This window comes from Bradyrhizobium sp. WU425, from assembly GCF_021052305.1.
Lineage (GTDB): Bacteria > Pseudomonadota > Alphaproteobacteria > Rhizobiales > Xanthobacteraceae > Bradyrhizobium > Bradyrhizobium canariense_D.
Genome location: NZ_CP088089.1, coordinates 6,998,484 through 7,013,412 on the forward strand (window position 1 = coordinate 6,998,484; position 14,929 = coordinate 7,013,412).

A 14,929-nucleotide genomic window follows, 5' to 3' on the forward strand; every position below is an offset into this window, starting at 1 on the left:
GTCGGCTAAATCATCACATGTGGAGCTGACGGATTACGCCGTCACTGACGCCTTCCAGCGCATGAAGCGCCGCTCCAGCGCTTCGAGAACTGCATTGGACGCCAGCCCGATGACGGTGATCCCGAGGATGCCGAAATACATCTGCGGGATCAGGAAGCTGTATTGGCTGTTGATGATGAGATAGCCGAGGCCGGCCTTCGCGCCGACCATTTCGGACGCCACCAGCACCAGCATGGCCGACGCGCTGGCGAGGCGTATCCCGACAAAGATGGTGGGAAGCGCTGCCGGCAGGATCACCTTGCGGAACAGCTGCTGCGGGGTCGCCCCCATGGTCCGTGCCGACTTGATCAGCAACGGATCGACCTGCTTCACCGCGGCAACGGTATTGAGCAGCAGCGGCCACGCGCAGCTATAGACCACCATCGTGATCTTCGACGTTTCGCCGATGCCGAGCAGCAGGATGAAGACCGGCAGCAGCGCGAGCGGCGCGGTATTCCGGCAGATCTCGATGAACTGATTGACGAGATCACCGAGCCGGGCATACCAACCGACGGCCACGCCGAGCGGGACGATCAACGCGACCGAAATCAGAAATCCGCTCAGGGCGCGCAACAGGCTGGCGGAGACGTCATCGTAGAGCTCGCCGGTTTGCGCAAGCTGCCAGCCCGCAGCGATCACCTCCGAGAAGGGGGGCAGGAACACGGCATCGATCAGCCCGATTCTCGGAGCTGCCTCCCAGACCGCCAGCAGGGCAATCAACAGCAACGAGCGGTGCCCGAAGGCAGCCAGCCCGCGGGCCGCGGCGCGGATCCGGTCCGCCACGGGCGATGCCGGTCTTTCCATGCTGGTGAGCGGCTCTCGGCGCCCATGGGCAACCTCCAGCAATGTCAACATTTCGAGACTAGACATGGGCAACCTCTTTCACTTTGCGGGCGGCGGCACGCTGCGTGTCAATGGCGCTGGCCAATTGTCCCTGCTGTGCTTTCAACACTTCCTCGCGCAAAAGACTCCAGACGTCGTGACGCACGCGGCCGAACTCGGATAGCGAGCGTACGTCGCCATCTTCACTGCGCAGCACATCTGGAATGTCGAATACCTGCTTGATCCGGCCCGGGCGCGACGTCATCATGGCCACCCGCTGGCCGAGCACGATCGCCTCGTCGATGCCATGGGTGATGAAGACGATGGTTTTTCCGGTGGCACGCCAGATCCGGAGCAATTCTCCTTGCAGCGTCTCGCGGGTCTGAGCATCGAGTGCGGCGAACGGCTCGTCCATCAGCAGCACCTCCGGATCGTAGGCGAGACTCCGCGCGATCGCGACGCGCTGCTTCATGCCACCGGAGAGCTCGTGCGGGTAGCGGTCGGCAAAGCCGGACAGGCCGACCAGGTCAAGGAAATGCCGGGCGATGTCGCGGCGCTGCTTGGGCTTGAGCCCTGCGATATCGAGCCCGAACTCGACATTCTCAATGGCGGAACGCCAAGGAAACAGCGCATACTGCTGGAACACGATTCCGCGGTCGCGACCTGGTCCGGCAATCGGCCGCCCATCGAGCAGAATCCGGCCGCTACTGGGCAGCGTGAGACCGCCCAGCAGATCGAGCAAGGTGGACTTTCCGCAGCCGCTGGGGCCGACAAGAGCCAGGAACTCGCCGGAGCGAACATCGAGCGTGATGTCCTCAAGCGCGGCAAAGTGCTTTCTTTGCTCGCCCCCTTCGCCACGCAGGAAAAACTCCTTACGGACTTGCTCGATACGGATTTTGACCGAGGTCATCGGGCCTCCGCCGTCTTACCGGGACGAAAGTAGTTGAACTGGTTAGTGTAAGTGTCGGAGGCCTTGACCTGCCCCGGTTTGAACAGGCCGTCCTTCTCCAGCCAGTCGATCCAGACCTGGATTTCGGCATCCGAGATCACGCCGCCCTTGGAGGCGACGCCCGTACTCTTCCAGTACTTGATCGAGGAGGCATCCTCATTGCGCTTGCGCTCCGCGATGATCTTGTCGAACCGGGCCCTCACCTCTTCCGGAGCTGTGGTCTGGGCCCATTCGATCGCCTGCGAAATCCCTTCCACCAGCTTGCGCGAGGCATTGGGATTGTCCTTGATGAATTTGTCTCGCAGCACGTAGGCACCACCGGTGAACTGGCCGAACAGATCGGTGTCATTGAAAAGCGAGCGGATGCCCCCACGATCGAGGGCCTTGTCGCGCAAGACCCCGCTGAGCGCGCTCACCTCGACCTGACCCTGGCGCAACGCTTGCTCGCCGCTCACCGGTGGGATCGCCACCAGCGTGACCTGCTTGGCCTCGCTCGGGCTGAGGCCGGACCTAGCCAGGTACTCGCGCAATACGAACTCCAGATGTGCGCCCAGCGTGTTGACCGCCACCTTCTTGCCGATCAGGTCACGCGCGCTCTTAATCGGACTGTCGTCCTTCACGAAGTAGCCATAATAGGTATTGGCATCGGAGCCGTAATAGCCGACGACCGCCTTGATCGGGGCTTTCGCCGCGATCAGCTTGAGGATCGCACCATAGAACGCGCCGCCGATGTCGATGTCACCGGTGACCACGGTCTGAATATCCTGCGGTCCGCTGATCGTATTGCCGACCCATTTCAGTTTCAGCGGCGCGAGATAGCCGAGGTCCTCGGCCAGCTCGGTAAAGGTCACCTGTCCCGCCCAACCCTGGTAACGGATCTCGGTCTTCTCGAGCGGCGGCTCGGCGAACGCCGGGGCCGTAAGGCCGAGCGCCACGGCCCCGGCCAAAAGAACTCGCGCGGCCGAGCGCACGGTGTGCCGCGGCGCGTGGAGCATTCGACTTATCGCGTTCATTTCATGGTTTTCCTGGAGTGGGCTTGAATCAAGCGGCTTTTGCGGCCTGAGGTTTGGATGCCTTGACGCGGGTCACGCTGGACCGGCCGTCCACGCTCAGCGGCACCTCGCCATCGATCGTGGCGCGCCGGACGATGCGGTGCTGATCGCCGTAGTCGTTGACCGCGTAATGCTGTGTGGCGCGATTGTCCCAGATCGCCACGTCGCCGGTCTTCCAGCTCCAACGCAGGGTGTTTTCCGGCGCCGTAATGTGCGATTGGAACAGCTCGAACAGCTTCTGGCCGTCATACTTCGGCAGCCCAACGAAACGCTGGACGAAATTGCCGAGCACGAGGGTCCGTTCGCCGGTCTCGGGATGGACACGCACCACCGGATGCTCGGTTTCGTAGATCGTTCCGGTGAACACCTCGTCGAAGTGTTTCCTATCCGCTTCAGTTGCTTGCGTCTTCACGGCGTAGTCGTAGGCATTGCTGTGAACCGCCCACAGCTCGTCGGCGAGCTTGCGCAGCGGTGCCGGCAGCTCGAGATAGGCTGCCGCCGTGTTCGACCACACCGTGTCGCCGCCATAGGGCGGGATCACCACCCCGCGCAGCACCGAGATCTTCGGATAGGCATCGACGAATGTGACATCGGTATGCCATTGGTCCGCGCGGCCACCGCCTCGACCGGAATCCAGCTCCAGGATCGACGACGTCCCCTTGATCGCCCCGACCGTCGGATGGGGAACCAGCTTGCCAAGCCGGATGGCAAAGCGCTCCTGCTCGGCATCGTCGAGATGTTCCTGGTTACGAAAGAAGATGACCTTATGCTCGAGCAGCACCTGGTTGATGGCACGGACGGTCTCGTCGCCGAGATCGCCCGATAGCTTGATGTTGCTGATCTCGGCGCCGAGCCGCGCCGCACGCTTGACGATGTCCGCGCGCGGAATGACATTGTCGATGCTTGTCGTGTTGCTCATGATCGTTTCTCGCCATGCGATCCCAAGGCAAAGCTCCGCCGAACGCCGGTCGCAAGAGCGACGGCGGAGATAAATCAGGTCATTTCAGGCTGCGGGCCCTATTCGGCCGCAACATGCTCCCGCACACGGCCGGAGCCGCAACATCGATCGCCGGGATCAAATTGGAGCATGACGGACCCTCGTGTTGAGGTTCTGAATGGTACGGGTGATCGGCCGCCAGTCAATGAAACGAAATCAGCTTTGTTTTTGGCGATAGGCAACGAACGCTTTGCCATCGATGCTCACGCCGAAAGATTTGCAATGATGACGCCTCGTCGGATCGAAAGAGGGATGCAATCTTCACCGAGGCAACGCACCATTGCTCGGTATGAGTGATGAAGTCGCTGCAGCTAGCACCCTTTCTGGTGCTGGCGCTTGCCCTGATCTTCGCTTAGCGCTCCGCTCGCAAGATTCATGCTTGCATCCGACTCAACAATGCAAATTCATTTCATCGACATCAAACCGGGTGCAGACGTAGAGTTTCGCTTCCTACAGCTCCCAATGGATGCGGATCTCAGACATGAGCGGACGACGGCAACTTTCTCTCAACTTCTTCATATATCCTGACGGCCATCACGAGGCCGCTTGGCGTCACAGAGATTCAGCATCCGACCGTATTCTCGACGTCACCTACTATCAGGAGCTGGCGCGGCGCGCCGAGGCGCACAAGTTCGACGCGGTCTTCTTTGCCGATGGCCCGGCGCTGGCGGACAATGTCCGTTATGCCCAGCGGTTTCGGCTCGAGCCGATCACCCTGCTCACGGCGATCGCATCGGCTACCAGTCGGATCGGCTTGATCGCGACGGCGTCGACGACCTACACCGAGCCGTACAACCTGGCGCGACTGTTCGCCTCCCTGGATCATATCAGTGGTGGTCGCGCGGGTTGGAACATCGTGACCACGAGTTCGCCGCAGGCCGCGCAGAACTTTGGTCTACCCGAGCATCCTCCGCATCACGAACGCTACGAGCGGGCGCGGGAGTATCTCGACGTGATCACACGGCTTTGGGACAGCTGGGAGGACGACGCGCTTGTCAACGATCCCATCTCGGGTATTTTCGCCGACACCGGCAAGATCCACGCGATCAATCACGTCGGAAAGCATTTTCGTGTACGTGGGCCGCTGAACATCTCAAGGACGCCTCAGGGACGGCCGGTCTATGTCCAAGCAGGGTCGTCCGACGATGGACGGGCCTTTGCAGCACGTTTCGCCGAGGCGATCTTCACCGCGCATCAGACACTGGCGAGTGCCCAGGAATTCTACGCCGACATCAAGCGCCAGGCTCGCGCCTTCGATCGCAGCCCGGATCAGATCAAGATCCTGCCCGGCATCAGCCCTTTCATCGGCAGCACGCAGCTCGAGGCCGACCGGCTGCAGGAAGAATTCAATGACCTGATCCAGCCAGAGTATTCGCTGACCCAGCTGCGTCAGATGCTCGGGCTCGACCTTTCAGGCTTTAACCTCGACGATCCCTTTCCCCGTCATTTGATCGATACTGGCAGCGCGCACGGCGTGGCCAGCCGCTTCAAGCTGGTGGTCGATATCGTGGATCGCGAGAAACCGACCCTTCGTCGACTCGTGCAACGACTAGCGGGGGCGCGCGGCCATTGGGTGATCGCTGGTCCGCCGGAAAAGATCGCCGACAACATCCAGACATGGTTCGAGAACGGCGCGGCCGATGGTTTCAACGTCATGCCGCCTTGGCTACCCGGCGGATTCGACATCTTCGCCGAGCAGGTCGTGCCGATCCTGCGCAGGCGCGGTCTGTTCCGGCACGACTACGCGGGCAAAACGCTGCGCGATCACTACGGCTTGGATCGGCCAGCAAGCGTTTTCTCGAATTCCATTCAGGCGATCGCGTAGCTTGCCGGACCTTTTCTCATGTCCTTCAGCGCCGGCTTTCTCGAACTCTCAGGTCGATTGTAGCGGATCGACCTGACGCCTTCGCGGGATTTAAGCTCGCAGCGACCTTTCGAAACCGCAGCCTCATAAATCGGTTTCTGACGCCACAACGGAGTCGATCTTCATTCTTCGAGACGCGAATTTGCGAACACCTTCCAACGCGCATTTCCAGCCGAAGCAGGTTCTCCTGATTGCGGCCACCCTTGCGGCCCTTGTCAAGCTTGTTCTTGTCGATCGCCTGCGGGATCCGAACCGCGGTGTAGTACGCCAATTCACCACCCTTTCGCGTCCGCCGCGATAGTGAGAATGATGGCATTCGGGAAAAGAACGTCGCTCTCGACCCAGCGACAGCCTTTAAGTGGGCCCTGATCTCCGGTTCCAGTGATCCTTCGATGTGGCAGCCGGCCGAATGCTTCATGCGGGCAATATTCCACCGAGAAGGGATGATGATGGCGGCCAGCAATTAGCCTGCAAAACTTGCAGGCCGATTAACACTCTCCGGACCTGTCGCAGCCCATGAGCACGTGAAAGCATGTCCTCCCAAGTCATGAAAACACGCGATCGGCAGCGCGAACCCGCCGCGGGCGCCCGCCTACCGAATGCGACGGAACGGGCCACCGAGGGTCGTTGGGGTAAACCGCTGATCGTTCGCGATGGCGCGACACGACGGAAAGATATCTCGATGGGGCGACCGGCTTCTCCGAACTTACTTGTTCGAGGCCGCCACTGTCCTTCTTTATCGAACCAAAAAGTGGTCTCCCTAAAGGCCTGGGGCATGAAGCTCGCCAAGCGGATCGGCATGAAGAAGGCAAGGGTCGCCATCGCCCGAAACATCGCCGTGATTCTCCACTGCATCTGGGTCGATGGCACGTCGTTCGACTGGGGCCAGCCGAAGCCAATCTGATATTTGCTCGCAAGTTCCTGGTCCGGTCCGCCGGACTGGCGATGTCCCGCTGGAACGGTGGTCGTGGTGACCTCGGTCAATCGGCTGGTGGCGGTTCGCCCGCACTCCGCTGCAAACGTTGAGGCGCCCGATCCGGACATCATCATGAGGTGCTCGCGACCTCGGAAAGGACCATGACCCCAACTACGACATCAACCCAACCCGACGAAGCCGCCAACGACGTCGATTGCCAAGCCCTCTAGGCAATCGTCTCGCCATCCGCGATCGCTCCGTCTCCGCAACCTGACCAGCTCCGACGGAGCAATCGCTACCGGCGTGTCACTGGAGAGAGGAAGAGCTTGACAACAAACCGCAATTAAAGGGCCGATTGACCCTCTCCGGACCTGTCGCAGCGCATGAGCACGTGAAAGGAAAGCATGTCCTCCACAAGGCATGAAAATACGGGATCGGCAGCGCGAACCCGCCGCGGCCGCCCGCCTAGCCAATGCGAGGACGCAACCGGCCACCGAGCCTCGTTGGGGTAAACCCGCTGATCGTTCGCGATGGCGCGACACGTCGGAATAGTGATTCCTTCGCTTAGTCTGACCCCGGCGTTGGAAACGTCGCCCGGAGTGCCGGGCGCCCCCCAACAGTCCACCTTGTCACAAACCGCAGCGCGACTTCCTGCCCGTTCAGTCGAACCAGTTCGCAACGCCGGAATGCCAGCCCCGTCGTGGACAGCAATAGGAAACACCGACGCGATTGCAGGACATCCGTCGGTCCACTTATTCGCAGTCTCGCGCCAGTTTCAGAAACATCGATGAATACGCAATCGCGCCACCATGTTCCATCAGCCCCCAAGAGAGTGGCTCTGTGCTGATGTTCAAATTGAACACGCCTCGCCTTCCGCTTATCGCACTTCATAGGCTCACGCTGTTCAATAACAGCTTCAATAGTCATTTAAAGAATTAGACCGAGATACTTCGGCTCAGAGCGAGGGCTTCTACAGAGACACAGTCCGTCAGCAGCGGGTAACCAGCTTGAGACAGCGCCGAGAAGATCGGCTTTTAGCTGAATGCAGAGAGATCGAGTTGAGCAGAGTGATCCTCACTGCGGTGAAGGCAAATTACATAACCGCCTCGAACTTGAGAGCGCTAATTGCTGCCAAGTACGCTGCCTGAACCGAGATTGTCCTCCAAATTGACCGCATAATTACTGCTGTTTCCGCGCAAGAGCGCAATTTGTCAGCGGATTTGCCGAACCGCCCGCCGTTTTGCGGCGGCAACAAAGGATTTCGCGTCTGAGACAGAGAGCGAGAGACCGCCGCCGCGACCGACGGGGCAGCCGCTCGACGGATGGGTCCTGACGGCTCCGCCTGCTAGAGTGGCCTCGCAAGGCTGCTTCACACTCACGATGGGGGCCACGCGTGCGGCCGATTAGAAGCCTTTGACCGAAAGTGAACTCTCGTTTCTTTGTGAACTGCTTCACAGGTTCGTCACCGTCGGCCTGTTCGCCTTACTTCAGTGGGAGCTCTCAAGGGCGCGGTTGAACAACCGCCGCCACGGCCCTTGGTTTCGTCAGGTGGCGCCGGCTTGAGTGACTACATCGCAGTCGGCGAGACCGCTAATCCGGCTAGGCATGCGGAAGCAGCGGAGCTTCGACGTCATGAAAAAGGCCAGTGTGAGTTGCCGATGATGGAAACTGAGCAGTCGGCTCGAACGCAAGCTTGTCAAAACAACATCCAACGATACCGCCGGTAATTGCGAACCCGCCTGACCGAATTTGAGCGCTCGTTTATCGAGAAGCGTTTGAGAAGAGCTGTCGCAGCTAGCGAGACTGGCCAGCGCCGATTCTACTGAGCTCGAAACACGCCGCTCGGCCTGCTCGGATATTTCGTAGGCAAGTTTTCATTGCTGGTTCAATGCAGGTCAGCTGGTACTCATTTTTGCAAGCGCCGCGCCGATGAATCGATTGGTGAGTTCTTCTGGCCTTTTCCAGAGCGGTTGTTTGAATTTTTGCTGGCTTTTCGTGAACGTGGGCTCCAGAATCTTGGGGGAAGGCTCTGCGTGAATGCAGAACGCAGCAGAGCCCGCGTACGTGAGCGAACAGCCACGTTGTAACATCCGGCATCCAAATTCAAGTAACCATTTACGGTGTAGGTCAAGGTCTATGCCGTGGGAAAGGCGGAATCAAAGAAATGGGTTAGCGGCCAAGCGGTTGTGAAAGCCTCGTCAGCCCCCCAACAAAAACCGCGCGCTGCTCGCTGCGATTGGCTTTCGGACGACGCTGAGCTCGCACCACCGAAGCGCAGTCCAAGTCGTTGCGGAAACTGCGGGCCGCTCCATTGTGCCCCAAAGCAGCGTGTAAAGCGCACGTTGCGGACCGACAGGAGCTGCTACGCGGCCTTGCTTTGGCCACCCTCGACCACGGTAAACCGGGCGCGCCGATCCGCCGGTGACGCCGGTTGCTCGCTCTGCCCGCCAACTTCCTCTACGTCTGACAGTGATGGATCTACTCGGACGGAGTCCGGCGCGGTCGCTTCCCCCGTCGATTCGATACCACGCACCGTGGCTCTGGCGCTCTCTTCCATCATCTCAAGCGCAATCGCACCCTTCGCGGTCAACCGCCAGCCGAACGAATATCGCTGCACGAAACCGAGCGAGAAGATGTCCAGCGAAGGAAACGCGGCACCAAGGCGCTTGCTATACTCCGCCCAATCCGAGCCGCAGGTCGCGAGAAATGCGAGGTCGCGCTTAATGTCCGGAAGCCTAGCCAACCCATTCGGGCAGCTGGCAAGCACCTTCATTATGGACGCTTGGAAGTTCACAACCGCAACCCACACCAAAATAACAAGGCCATTCTGTCAGCGATGCACTGCCCAAAGCAACCACTTCCAAGTCGCTGTGCGGTTGATCCGGCTGTTTTTTTTGCTATCGGGTCTGGATTTGCCCTGAATTCCCCGCGCCCGAAGGTCGAAGAGCGGTTTCTTCCATTCTCGTGAGCACCCGTCCCAAGGATAACGATTCCTCAGGTTCAACAGGCCGACCGCTGGTCAAGCATCGCATCGTGCCCAATGGCGATCGCACTCCGAATGGTCGACTATCGATCCCGTTTTCGATTTGTTGATCAGGCGTTCAGCCGGATCGGCGCACGCTTTTCAGTGAATGTCGCGGCTCCGTTTACGGCGTCCTCGATAAGATCCGGGTTCGCAGCAGCTCATCATTTGATGACCGGCGTTGCTCGCGCGCCGCCTCCGCAGCTGTCCTTGAATCCCTCCGCAGGCCGCGTCCGCCCCAAGCTCGGCGTCTTGGAGAGTTGGGTGGGCTCGAACCACCGGCCTCCTATTCAAGAGAGAGAGAGGGCGCTCCAATTCCTCTCTGGCGATCCAAACTAAGTTCCTAATGAGCTCTTTGTTGGCCGCCAAATGCTCCAGCTCTTGCCGTCACTTGTCGAATGTTCTCAGGCGCATCGCCGCTGCACTGTTTACCAAAGCATCATCAATATAGCGCCTGAGTGCCGCAGCCGCGTTCAGCATATGGGCGCGCATCCGCCGCGCTGCCGTATCGCCGTCACCCTCCGCAATCACCTGCATGATGGCCTCATGCTCGTCTCGGGAACGGCGAATGCCGATGTCGCAGTTCGTAAACTGATGGACTGTGACCTTCGCCACAGGGTTCTCCCGCTGCCTGATCCTCGGGTTTTAGTCCACGATGAGTTCGCCATGCATGACCATCACGATCGGGCCATCCTGGCTACTACGCGTAGATCATGCGTGATCTAAATGATGCTCATAAGAGAACGGTCGAGCTGGCTCGCTTTCGAAATCGAAAGCTTAAGGGGAACCATTGGTCTGTGTGGCACTTTTGAATAAAACAAATGTCTCCACCGGATGGTCGCCTGTTACCAGTCAGGATTGAACGGTACGGCTTTGTTGGCCCGCGGCATTCGTCAGCGATCTAGGCTGAGCTGGCACATTTATTTTAACTGCGCGTGTAGCGAAACACTATCGAGTTCGCCTTCCCACCAGGACACAAACACCGCGGCAATACCGTTCCCGATTATGTTGGTAAGCGCACGCACCTCGCTCATGAACTTATCGATCGAGAATACGATCGCAATGCCAGGGACAAGTTCAGGACTGACCACAGTCAAGGTCGCGGCCAGGGTGACAAAGCCGGCACCGGTAACACCGCTTGCGCCTTTCGAGGTGAGCATCGCCACAATGAGTATCGTGAGCTGTTGGCCGAAATTGAGATCGACCCCGAGCGCTTGCGCGATGAACAAGGTCGCCAACGTCATGTAAATGTTCGTCCCATCCAAATTGAACGAGTATCCTGTCGGCACCACCAGGCCAACGACCGCCTTCGAACAGCCGAGCCGTTCCAGTTTTTCCATCAACTGCGGCAGCGCGCTTTCGGACGACGATGTTCCGAGCACGATCAGCAGCTCATCCTTGATATACCCGATGAACTTTAGAATAGAAAAGCCTACCAAGCGCGCGATCAGGCCAAGCACAATGATCACGAAGAGCCCGGCTGTCACATAAAACAGGGCAACCAATCCGAGGAGTTTACCGAGCGCGGACGGTCCGAATTCGCCGATAGTGTAGGCCATGGCGCCGAACGCCCCGATTGGCGCTGCCTTCATTACGATCCTGATGACTCCAAACACCGCTTGCGCAGCATCGTCAACCAGACCGCGCATCCGCTCACCCCCCTCCCCAAGCGCCATCAGCGAGAACCCGAATAGGATGGCAAACAGTAGCACCTGGAGCACGTCACCTCGGGCCAAGGCGCCAACTACACTATCCGGAATGATATTGAGGAGGAACTCGACCGTCTTCTGCGCTTCCGCCGTCTTGACGTAGTTGGCTACGGCCGCGGCATCCCCCTTGGGAGCGAGCCCATGACCGACCTGAGCGAGATTGCCCATCACAAGACCCAGGATGAGCGCGAAGGTTGATACGATCTCGAAGTAAAGTAGCGCTTTGACGCCGACTCGGCCGACCTTTCGTGCATCCTGAACATGCGAAATTCCGGAGACAACAGTGCAGAAGATGATCGGCGCGATCACCATCTTGATCAGCTTGATGAACCCATCACCAAGCGCTTTGACCCAGCTACTCGTCCCCACAGCGGGCCATAGCCAGCCAACGAGAATGCCAATCAGGATCGCTATGAGTACCTGGACGTAAAGCACTTTGTACCAGGGCCCAGATTTCCGGAACAGGGCGGCGGCTTTGGCAGAGCGGCGCTGGCGCTGATTGTACATCATGCTCGACCCGGCGCCGTGCTCGCAAAGAGGCTCATTGAAGGTACAGCTTCGCTCAGTGTTCCTTCACCGGAGGGCGCAGGGGAATGTGACGGCTCCGAACAGCACAGTCCAGAGCCACGGACTGGCGCCTCTCCCGAATCGGCTTGCCGTCCAAGCGGAACGAAGTCCTGAACCGCTTCCAACAGCAACGATAGAAACTTGAGAAAGCTTCCTTGAGAGCTAGAAAGCATCAGCGTCACCACCCATTTCTATCTTTTTAGTTGTTCGAAGATGCCATCCAGCATCTTCTAGGACGTCAATCTTAGCAGCCGCCAACCATCTTCACTTCAGCAGGCACTCTCGCCGCTATCGCGTCGGAGCGCGACCAAACTTGAGGAAGCATTCGCCATAAAGAACTTATGGTGGTGCGGCCTCGCCTGCGTTCACCGGCTCGCGGCTCCTGTCCTCACTTCATGTGAATGCCCGGACATTCCCAAGAGGCTTCGATTTCGATCGCAAAACCACGAGGCCGAAAAGACACGCCAAGCAGCATTGCTCACGCTGCCTCCCTTGGCGATCTCGGTTCCGGTTTTTCGAGAGCCGTGTTTTGCGGGGCTGAACAGCACTCCTCGTAAAAAGCTTCTCACTCCTGTAGCTCGCCAACGCCTGGAGAGAGCACTGCACGACGTCCCGTTTCGCTAGATCCGAGGCAGGCGCTGCATCCAGCCATCTCAGCGCCACCTCGACCAATTCGATCGCGCGGTCCCTCTTACCGGTCTCGTAATAGTACTGAGCGACCGCCCCGTACGACAGGAACTTCGCGCCGTCGTTGCCGCGGGGCGGATTCGCCGCCAGGATGTGTTCGGAGAGCTCCTTGCCCATGGCAAAGCGCTCCGCATGTGGAAAATCGGAGTAGTCTTTCGCGGGGTCGAACAGTTGGCGGATCGCGACGCTCATCCAAACCACGGACTTCTTCTCGATCGCGTCGCGAACTAATTGGCGCAGCACCGGCAGGCCAGCCCCCAGGTCGCGTATCTTGTGAAGCAACAATTCCGCGTGAAGCCCACGGAAGGTGACCTCGTCCGGCATCGCGGCGAGGGCCTCCTCGATAGCTGAAAGGGCTGTCGGCCAATCCTTTGTCTTCATGGCGGGCTCAAGTCTGGCAAAGATTGGCTCCACCAGAGCTCTCTTCTGCGATAGTTCACGCTTTCTGCGTCGGCCCGTGTTTATCCTTTCCGCATCCAGCGCTTTGGCTTCGTCGCTCATTGCCCAGGATCCGTTCAGAACTTTGGGCAAGGCATGATCGAGCTGCGTCGGATGGCCAATAAAGGCGATGTGGCCGTCACGGTCAACGACGAATGACGTGGGAATCCCGACAGAAAAGCTTGGATCCAGCCAAAGCTTGTTCATTTCGCCGGCGTAGTCGAATGCGATCGCGTAGTTCAGATTTGACAAGCTTTTTGTCAACCAGGCGTCCAAGCTGGCTCGCGCTTCATTTTCCGTCGAAGCTTGTTCGTGAGCAGCGATGCCCACCACCTCAACTCCGTTGTTCCTGTATTTGTCTTGCAGGACCACCAGATTTGGCATCGAGGCGATACATGGTCCGCACCACGTCGCCCAAAATTCGAGGATATATACTTTCCCACGTTCGAACTTTCTAACGGGCTGGCCGCGTAGCCAGTTCTCCACTTTGATCGAGGGGGCCCGCGAACGGACGCTCAGCAGGTTCGCCGCACCGACTTGACTTGCGCTCTCAGTCAGACTGGTCATTGCTCAAATTCGCTTTACCTGGCTCTGCGGAGAAAATAGCAAGTCGCATGCCAGCCAGCGCTCATTGAAATTACGCATTTTTTGTATCATTCCTGTCGAGCTTGCGACGCATGTCGCATATCCGACCAGTTGCTTGGAGCTTCTCAGGCAATCGGTCGGTCGGAGGTTCTTGACGCGCCTGTTATCCGATGAGGCGGGAAGTCAGGCAGCGCAAGGGCGAGTTCACCACTCCACGTCCTGATCGGCTTCCAGGATGACCATTTCGGCGCTCGGGATCACGACGTGAACTGACCTGCTTTGGCCCGTCGACTTGCGCTTGAGTGCGATCTGACATTTCCAATGTAACTTTTTGAGCCAAGGGGGATTGAGGGATAGTTTCCTTCCTTTGCGGCCATTGCTCGAGAATTCACCCCGTCGCGTACTGGACGAGGAAAGCCCACCCGAAATGCAGAAGTTGAGCACCTGCTCGATGGCCGCGTAAACAAAAGCAGCCATAGGCGGCCCGATCCAGGAAGCGCTCAAGAGCCGCCTGGGCGACGACGCTCTCGCGCATTCCCGGGCGGTCAGCAAAATGCTGTTCTGAAACTTGAACCGCTATCTTTCTGGTCCGCGGAGCTTCGCTTGGGCTCAGCGCGCGTCCACCTCAGCGTCATTCCGACTTGAGCTCGGTTTTTTGCGGCGCCCGGCGCCAATCTGCATACTCCAGCTTGCTTCTCTCTGCGAAAGCATGATGGAGCTGCTGCCGTCGATCGCGCTGCGCTTTCTCAACCACTTTGCATTCGAAACGTTTCCGACGATCACGGGCAACACACTGCAGCCCGTCGATAAAGGCTGGGTCTTCGAACAGCCTTGGTACCAATGCGTGGAAAAACCCTGCACATAGGAGAACTATAGTGGACAGGCTAAAGCGCATAACTGAACTCGTCGCTGAAAAAACATCGATAGATAACGAGCTTAAAACGCTGAAGGAGCAGATCACTCAGGAGACTGCGGCACTCAAGAAACCCCGCGCGACGCGCAAGAAGAAAGGGAGCGAGCTCCAACTGGTGAACCAATGAGTAAGGTCGACCTTGAAGGATCGGACAAAAGAGGACTGCCATGAGCGACCTTCTCTGGTGTCCCGAATGCCGTCACTCTCGCATTAGCGAAGAACACTCCTGGCTCTTCGTTCAGCGCTGCGAAAGATGCGGAACCGAGTTGGAGGACGATGCGCCGCCTCTCGAATCGATTTCAGAGAAGTCGATTTCGGCTACAATGTCGAAGAAGAAGAGGACGACGGAGAAGCCGAGCGGGACGAAGC

General features: G+C 58.8%; 12 protein-coding genes and 2 pseudogenes. 4 read left to right on the plus strand and 10 right to left on the minus strand.

Going from position 1 to position 14,929, the window contains the following annotated elements; all coding sequences use genetic code 11:
* Positions 1-33: 33 nt before the first annotated feature.
* From BcanWU425_RS33500 to BcanWU425_RS33515, 4 genes are read right to left on the minus strand one after another with little or no spacing between them, the layout of a single operon-like run.
* Positions 34-909, minus strand: coding sequence for an ABC transporter permease (locus BcanWU425_RS33500; RefSeq protein ID WP_204513385.1), 876 nt, complete (start codon positions 907-909; stop codon positions 34-36).
* On the minus strand, positions 902-1,771 hold the full coding sequence (locus tag BcanWU425_RS33505) for an ABC transporter ATP-binding protein (RefSeq protein WP_204513384.1): 870 nt from the start codon (positions 1,769-1,771) through the stop codon (positions 902-904). Before BcanWU425_RS33505 ends, BcanWU425_RS33500 begins: the two co-directional genes overlap by 8 nt.
* Positions 1,768-2,805 carry an ABC transporter substrate-binding protein gene (locus BcanWU425_RS33510; RefSeq protein ID WP_231189423.1) on the minus strand — a complete coding sequence of 346 codons (1,038 nt, stop codon included), beginning with the start codon at positions 2,803-2,805 and terminating at the stop codon, positions 1,768-1,770. The genes BcanWU425_RS33505 and BcanWU425_RS33510 overlap by 4 nt, the downstream gene beginning before the upstream one ends.
* 46 nt (positions 2,806-2,851) lie before the next feature.
* Positions 2,852-3,781: a TauD/TfdA dioxygenase family protein gene (locus tag BcanWU425_RS33515; RefSeq protein WP_204513378.1), complete on the minus strand. Its 930-nt coding sequence runs from the start codon at positions 3,779-3,781 to the stop codon at positions 2,852-2,854.
* 559 nt (positions 3,782-4,340) lie between these two features.
* Between BcanWU425_RS33515 and BcanWU425_RS33520 the strand changes: the two genes are divergently transcribed.
* Both BcanWU425_RS33520 and BcanWU425_RS33525 read left to right on the plus strand, forming a co-directional pair.
* A complete protein-coding gene (locus BcanWU425_RS33520) occupies positions 4,341-5,684 on the plus strand; it encodes an LLM class flavin-dependent oxidoreductase (RefSeq protein ID WP_085383571.1) in 1,344 nt (447 codons plus the stop codon).
* Positions 5,685-6,391: 707 nt separating this feature from the next.
* Positions 6,392-6,627: pseudogene (locus BcanWU425_RS33525) on the plus strand (IS110 family transposase); the annotation flags it as partial.
* Positions 6,628-7,203: 576 nt separating this feature from the next.
* Here BcanWU425_RS33525 and BcanWU425_RS33530 read toward each other — a convergent pair.
* The 6 genes and pseudogenes from BcanWU425_RS33530 to BcanWU425_RS33555 form a co-directional block, all read right to left on the minus strand.
* A complete protein-coding gene (locus BcanWU425_RS33530; protein WP_326952240.1) occupies positions 7,204-7,566 on the minus strand; it encodes a PilZ domain-containing protein in 363 nt (120 codons plus the stop codon).
* Between the two features lie 1,435 nt (positions 7,567-9,001).
* Positions 9,002-9,412, minus strand: a complete 411-nt coding sequence (locus tag BcanWU425_RS33535) for a hypothetical protein (RefSeq protein WP_204513376.1) — start codon at positions 9,410-9,412, stop codon at positions 9,002-9,004.
* A 636-nt stretch (positions 9,413-10,048) separates the two neighbouring features.
* Positions 10,049-10,231 (minus strand): annotated as a pseudogene (locus BcanWU425_RS33540) (FCD domain-containing protein); the annotation flags it as partial.
* A 350-nt stretch (positions 10,232-10,581) separates the two neighbouring features.
* Positions 10,582-11,877 (minus strand): C4-dicarboxylate transporter DctA, encoded by a 1,296-nt coding sequence (gene dctA / locus BcanWU425_RS33545; protein ID WP_204514056.1) that lies wholly within the window; start codon positions 11,875-11,877, stop codon positions 10,582-10,584.
* Positions 11,878-12,330: 453 nt separating this feature from the next.
* A complete protein-coding gene (locus tag BcanWU425_RS33550) occupies positions 12,331-13,629 on the minus strand; it encodes a TlpA disulfide reductase family protein (RefSeq protein WP_231189426.1) in 1,299 nt (432 codons plus the stop codon).
* 222 nt (positions 13,630-13,851) lie between these two features.
* Positions 13,852-14,124, minus strand: coding sequence for a hypothetical protein (locus BcanWU425_RS33555; protein WP_231189429.1), 273 nt, complete (start codon positions 14,122-14,124; stop codon positions 13,852-13,854).
* A 232-nt stretch (positions 14,125-14,356) separates the two neighbouring features.
* Here BcanWU425_RS33555 and BcanWU425_RS33560 point away from each other — a divergent pair, with 232 nt between their 5' ends.
* Complete coding sequence (locus BcanWU425_RS33560; RefSeq protein ID WP_204513371.1) at positions 14,357-14,512, plus strand: hypothetical protein; 156 nt, start codon at positions 14,357-14,359, stop codon at positions 14,510-14,512.
* A 10-nt stretch (positions 14,513-14,522) separates the two neighbouring features.
* Entirely contained in the window at positions 14,523-14,687 is a 165-nt protein-coding gene (locus BcanWU425_RS33565) for a hypothetical protein (protein ID WP_204513370.1), read from the plus strand.
* Positions 14,688-14,929: the final 242 nt, after the last annotated feature.

Coding starts and splice junctions, on each gene's coding strand:
- BcanWU425_RS33500 (WP_204513385.1), bottom strand. CDS start 909: ATGTCTAGTCTCGAAATGTTGACATTGCTGGAGGTTGCCCATGGGCGC.
- BcanWU425_RS33505 (WP_204513384.1), bottom strand. CDS start 1,771: ATGACCTCGGTCAAAATCCGTATCGAGCAAGTCCGTAAGGAGTTTTTC.
- BcanWU425_RS33510 (WP_231189423.1), bottom strand. CDS start 2,805: ATGCTCCACGCGCCGCGGCACACCGTGCGCTCGGCCGCGCGAGTTCTT.
- BcanWU425_RS33515 (WP_204513378.1), bottom strand. CDS start 3,781: ATGAGCAACACGACAAGCATCGACAATGTCATTCCGCGCGCGGACATC.
- BcanWU425_RS33520 (WP_085383571.1), top strand. CDS start 4,341: ATGAGCGGACGACGGCAACTTTCTCTCAACTTCTTCATATATCCTGAC.
- BcanWU425_RS33530 (WP_326952240.1), bottom strand. CDS start 7,566: ATGACTATTGAAGCTGTTATTGAACAGCGTGAGCCTATGAAGTGCGAT.
- BcanWU425_RS33535 (WP_204513376.1), bottom strand. CDS start 9,412: ATGAAGGTGCTTGCCAGCTGCCCGAATGGGTTGGCTAGGCTTCCGGAC.
- dctA (WP_204514056.1), bottom strand. CDS start 11,877: ATGTACAATCAGCGCCAGCGCCGCTCTGCCAAAGCCGCCGCCCTGTTC.
- BcanWU425_RS33550 (WP_231189426.1), bottom strand. CDS start 13,629: ATGACCAGTCTGACTGAGAGCGCAAGTCAAGTCGGTGCGGCGAACCTG.
- BcanWU425_RS33555 (WP_231189429.1), bottom strand. CDS start 14,124: ATGGCTGCTTTTGTTTACGCGGCCATCGAGCAGGTGCTCAACTTCTGC.
- BcanWU425_RS33560 (WP_204513371.1), top strand. CDS start 14,357: ATGATGGAGCTGCTGCCGTCGATCGCGCTGCGCTTTCTCAACCACTTT.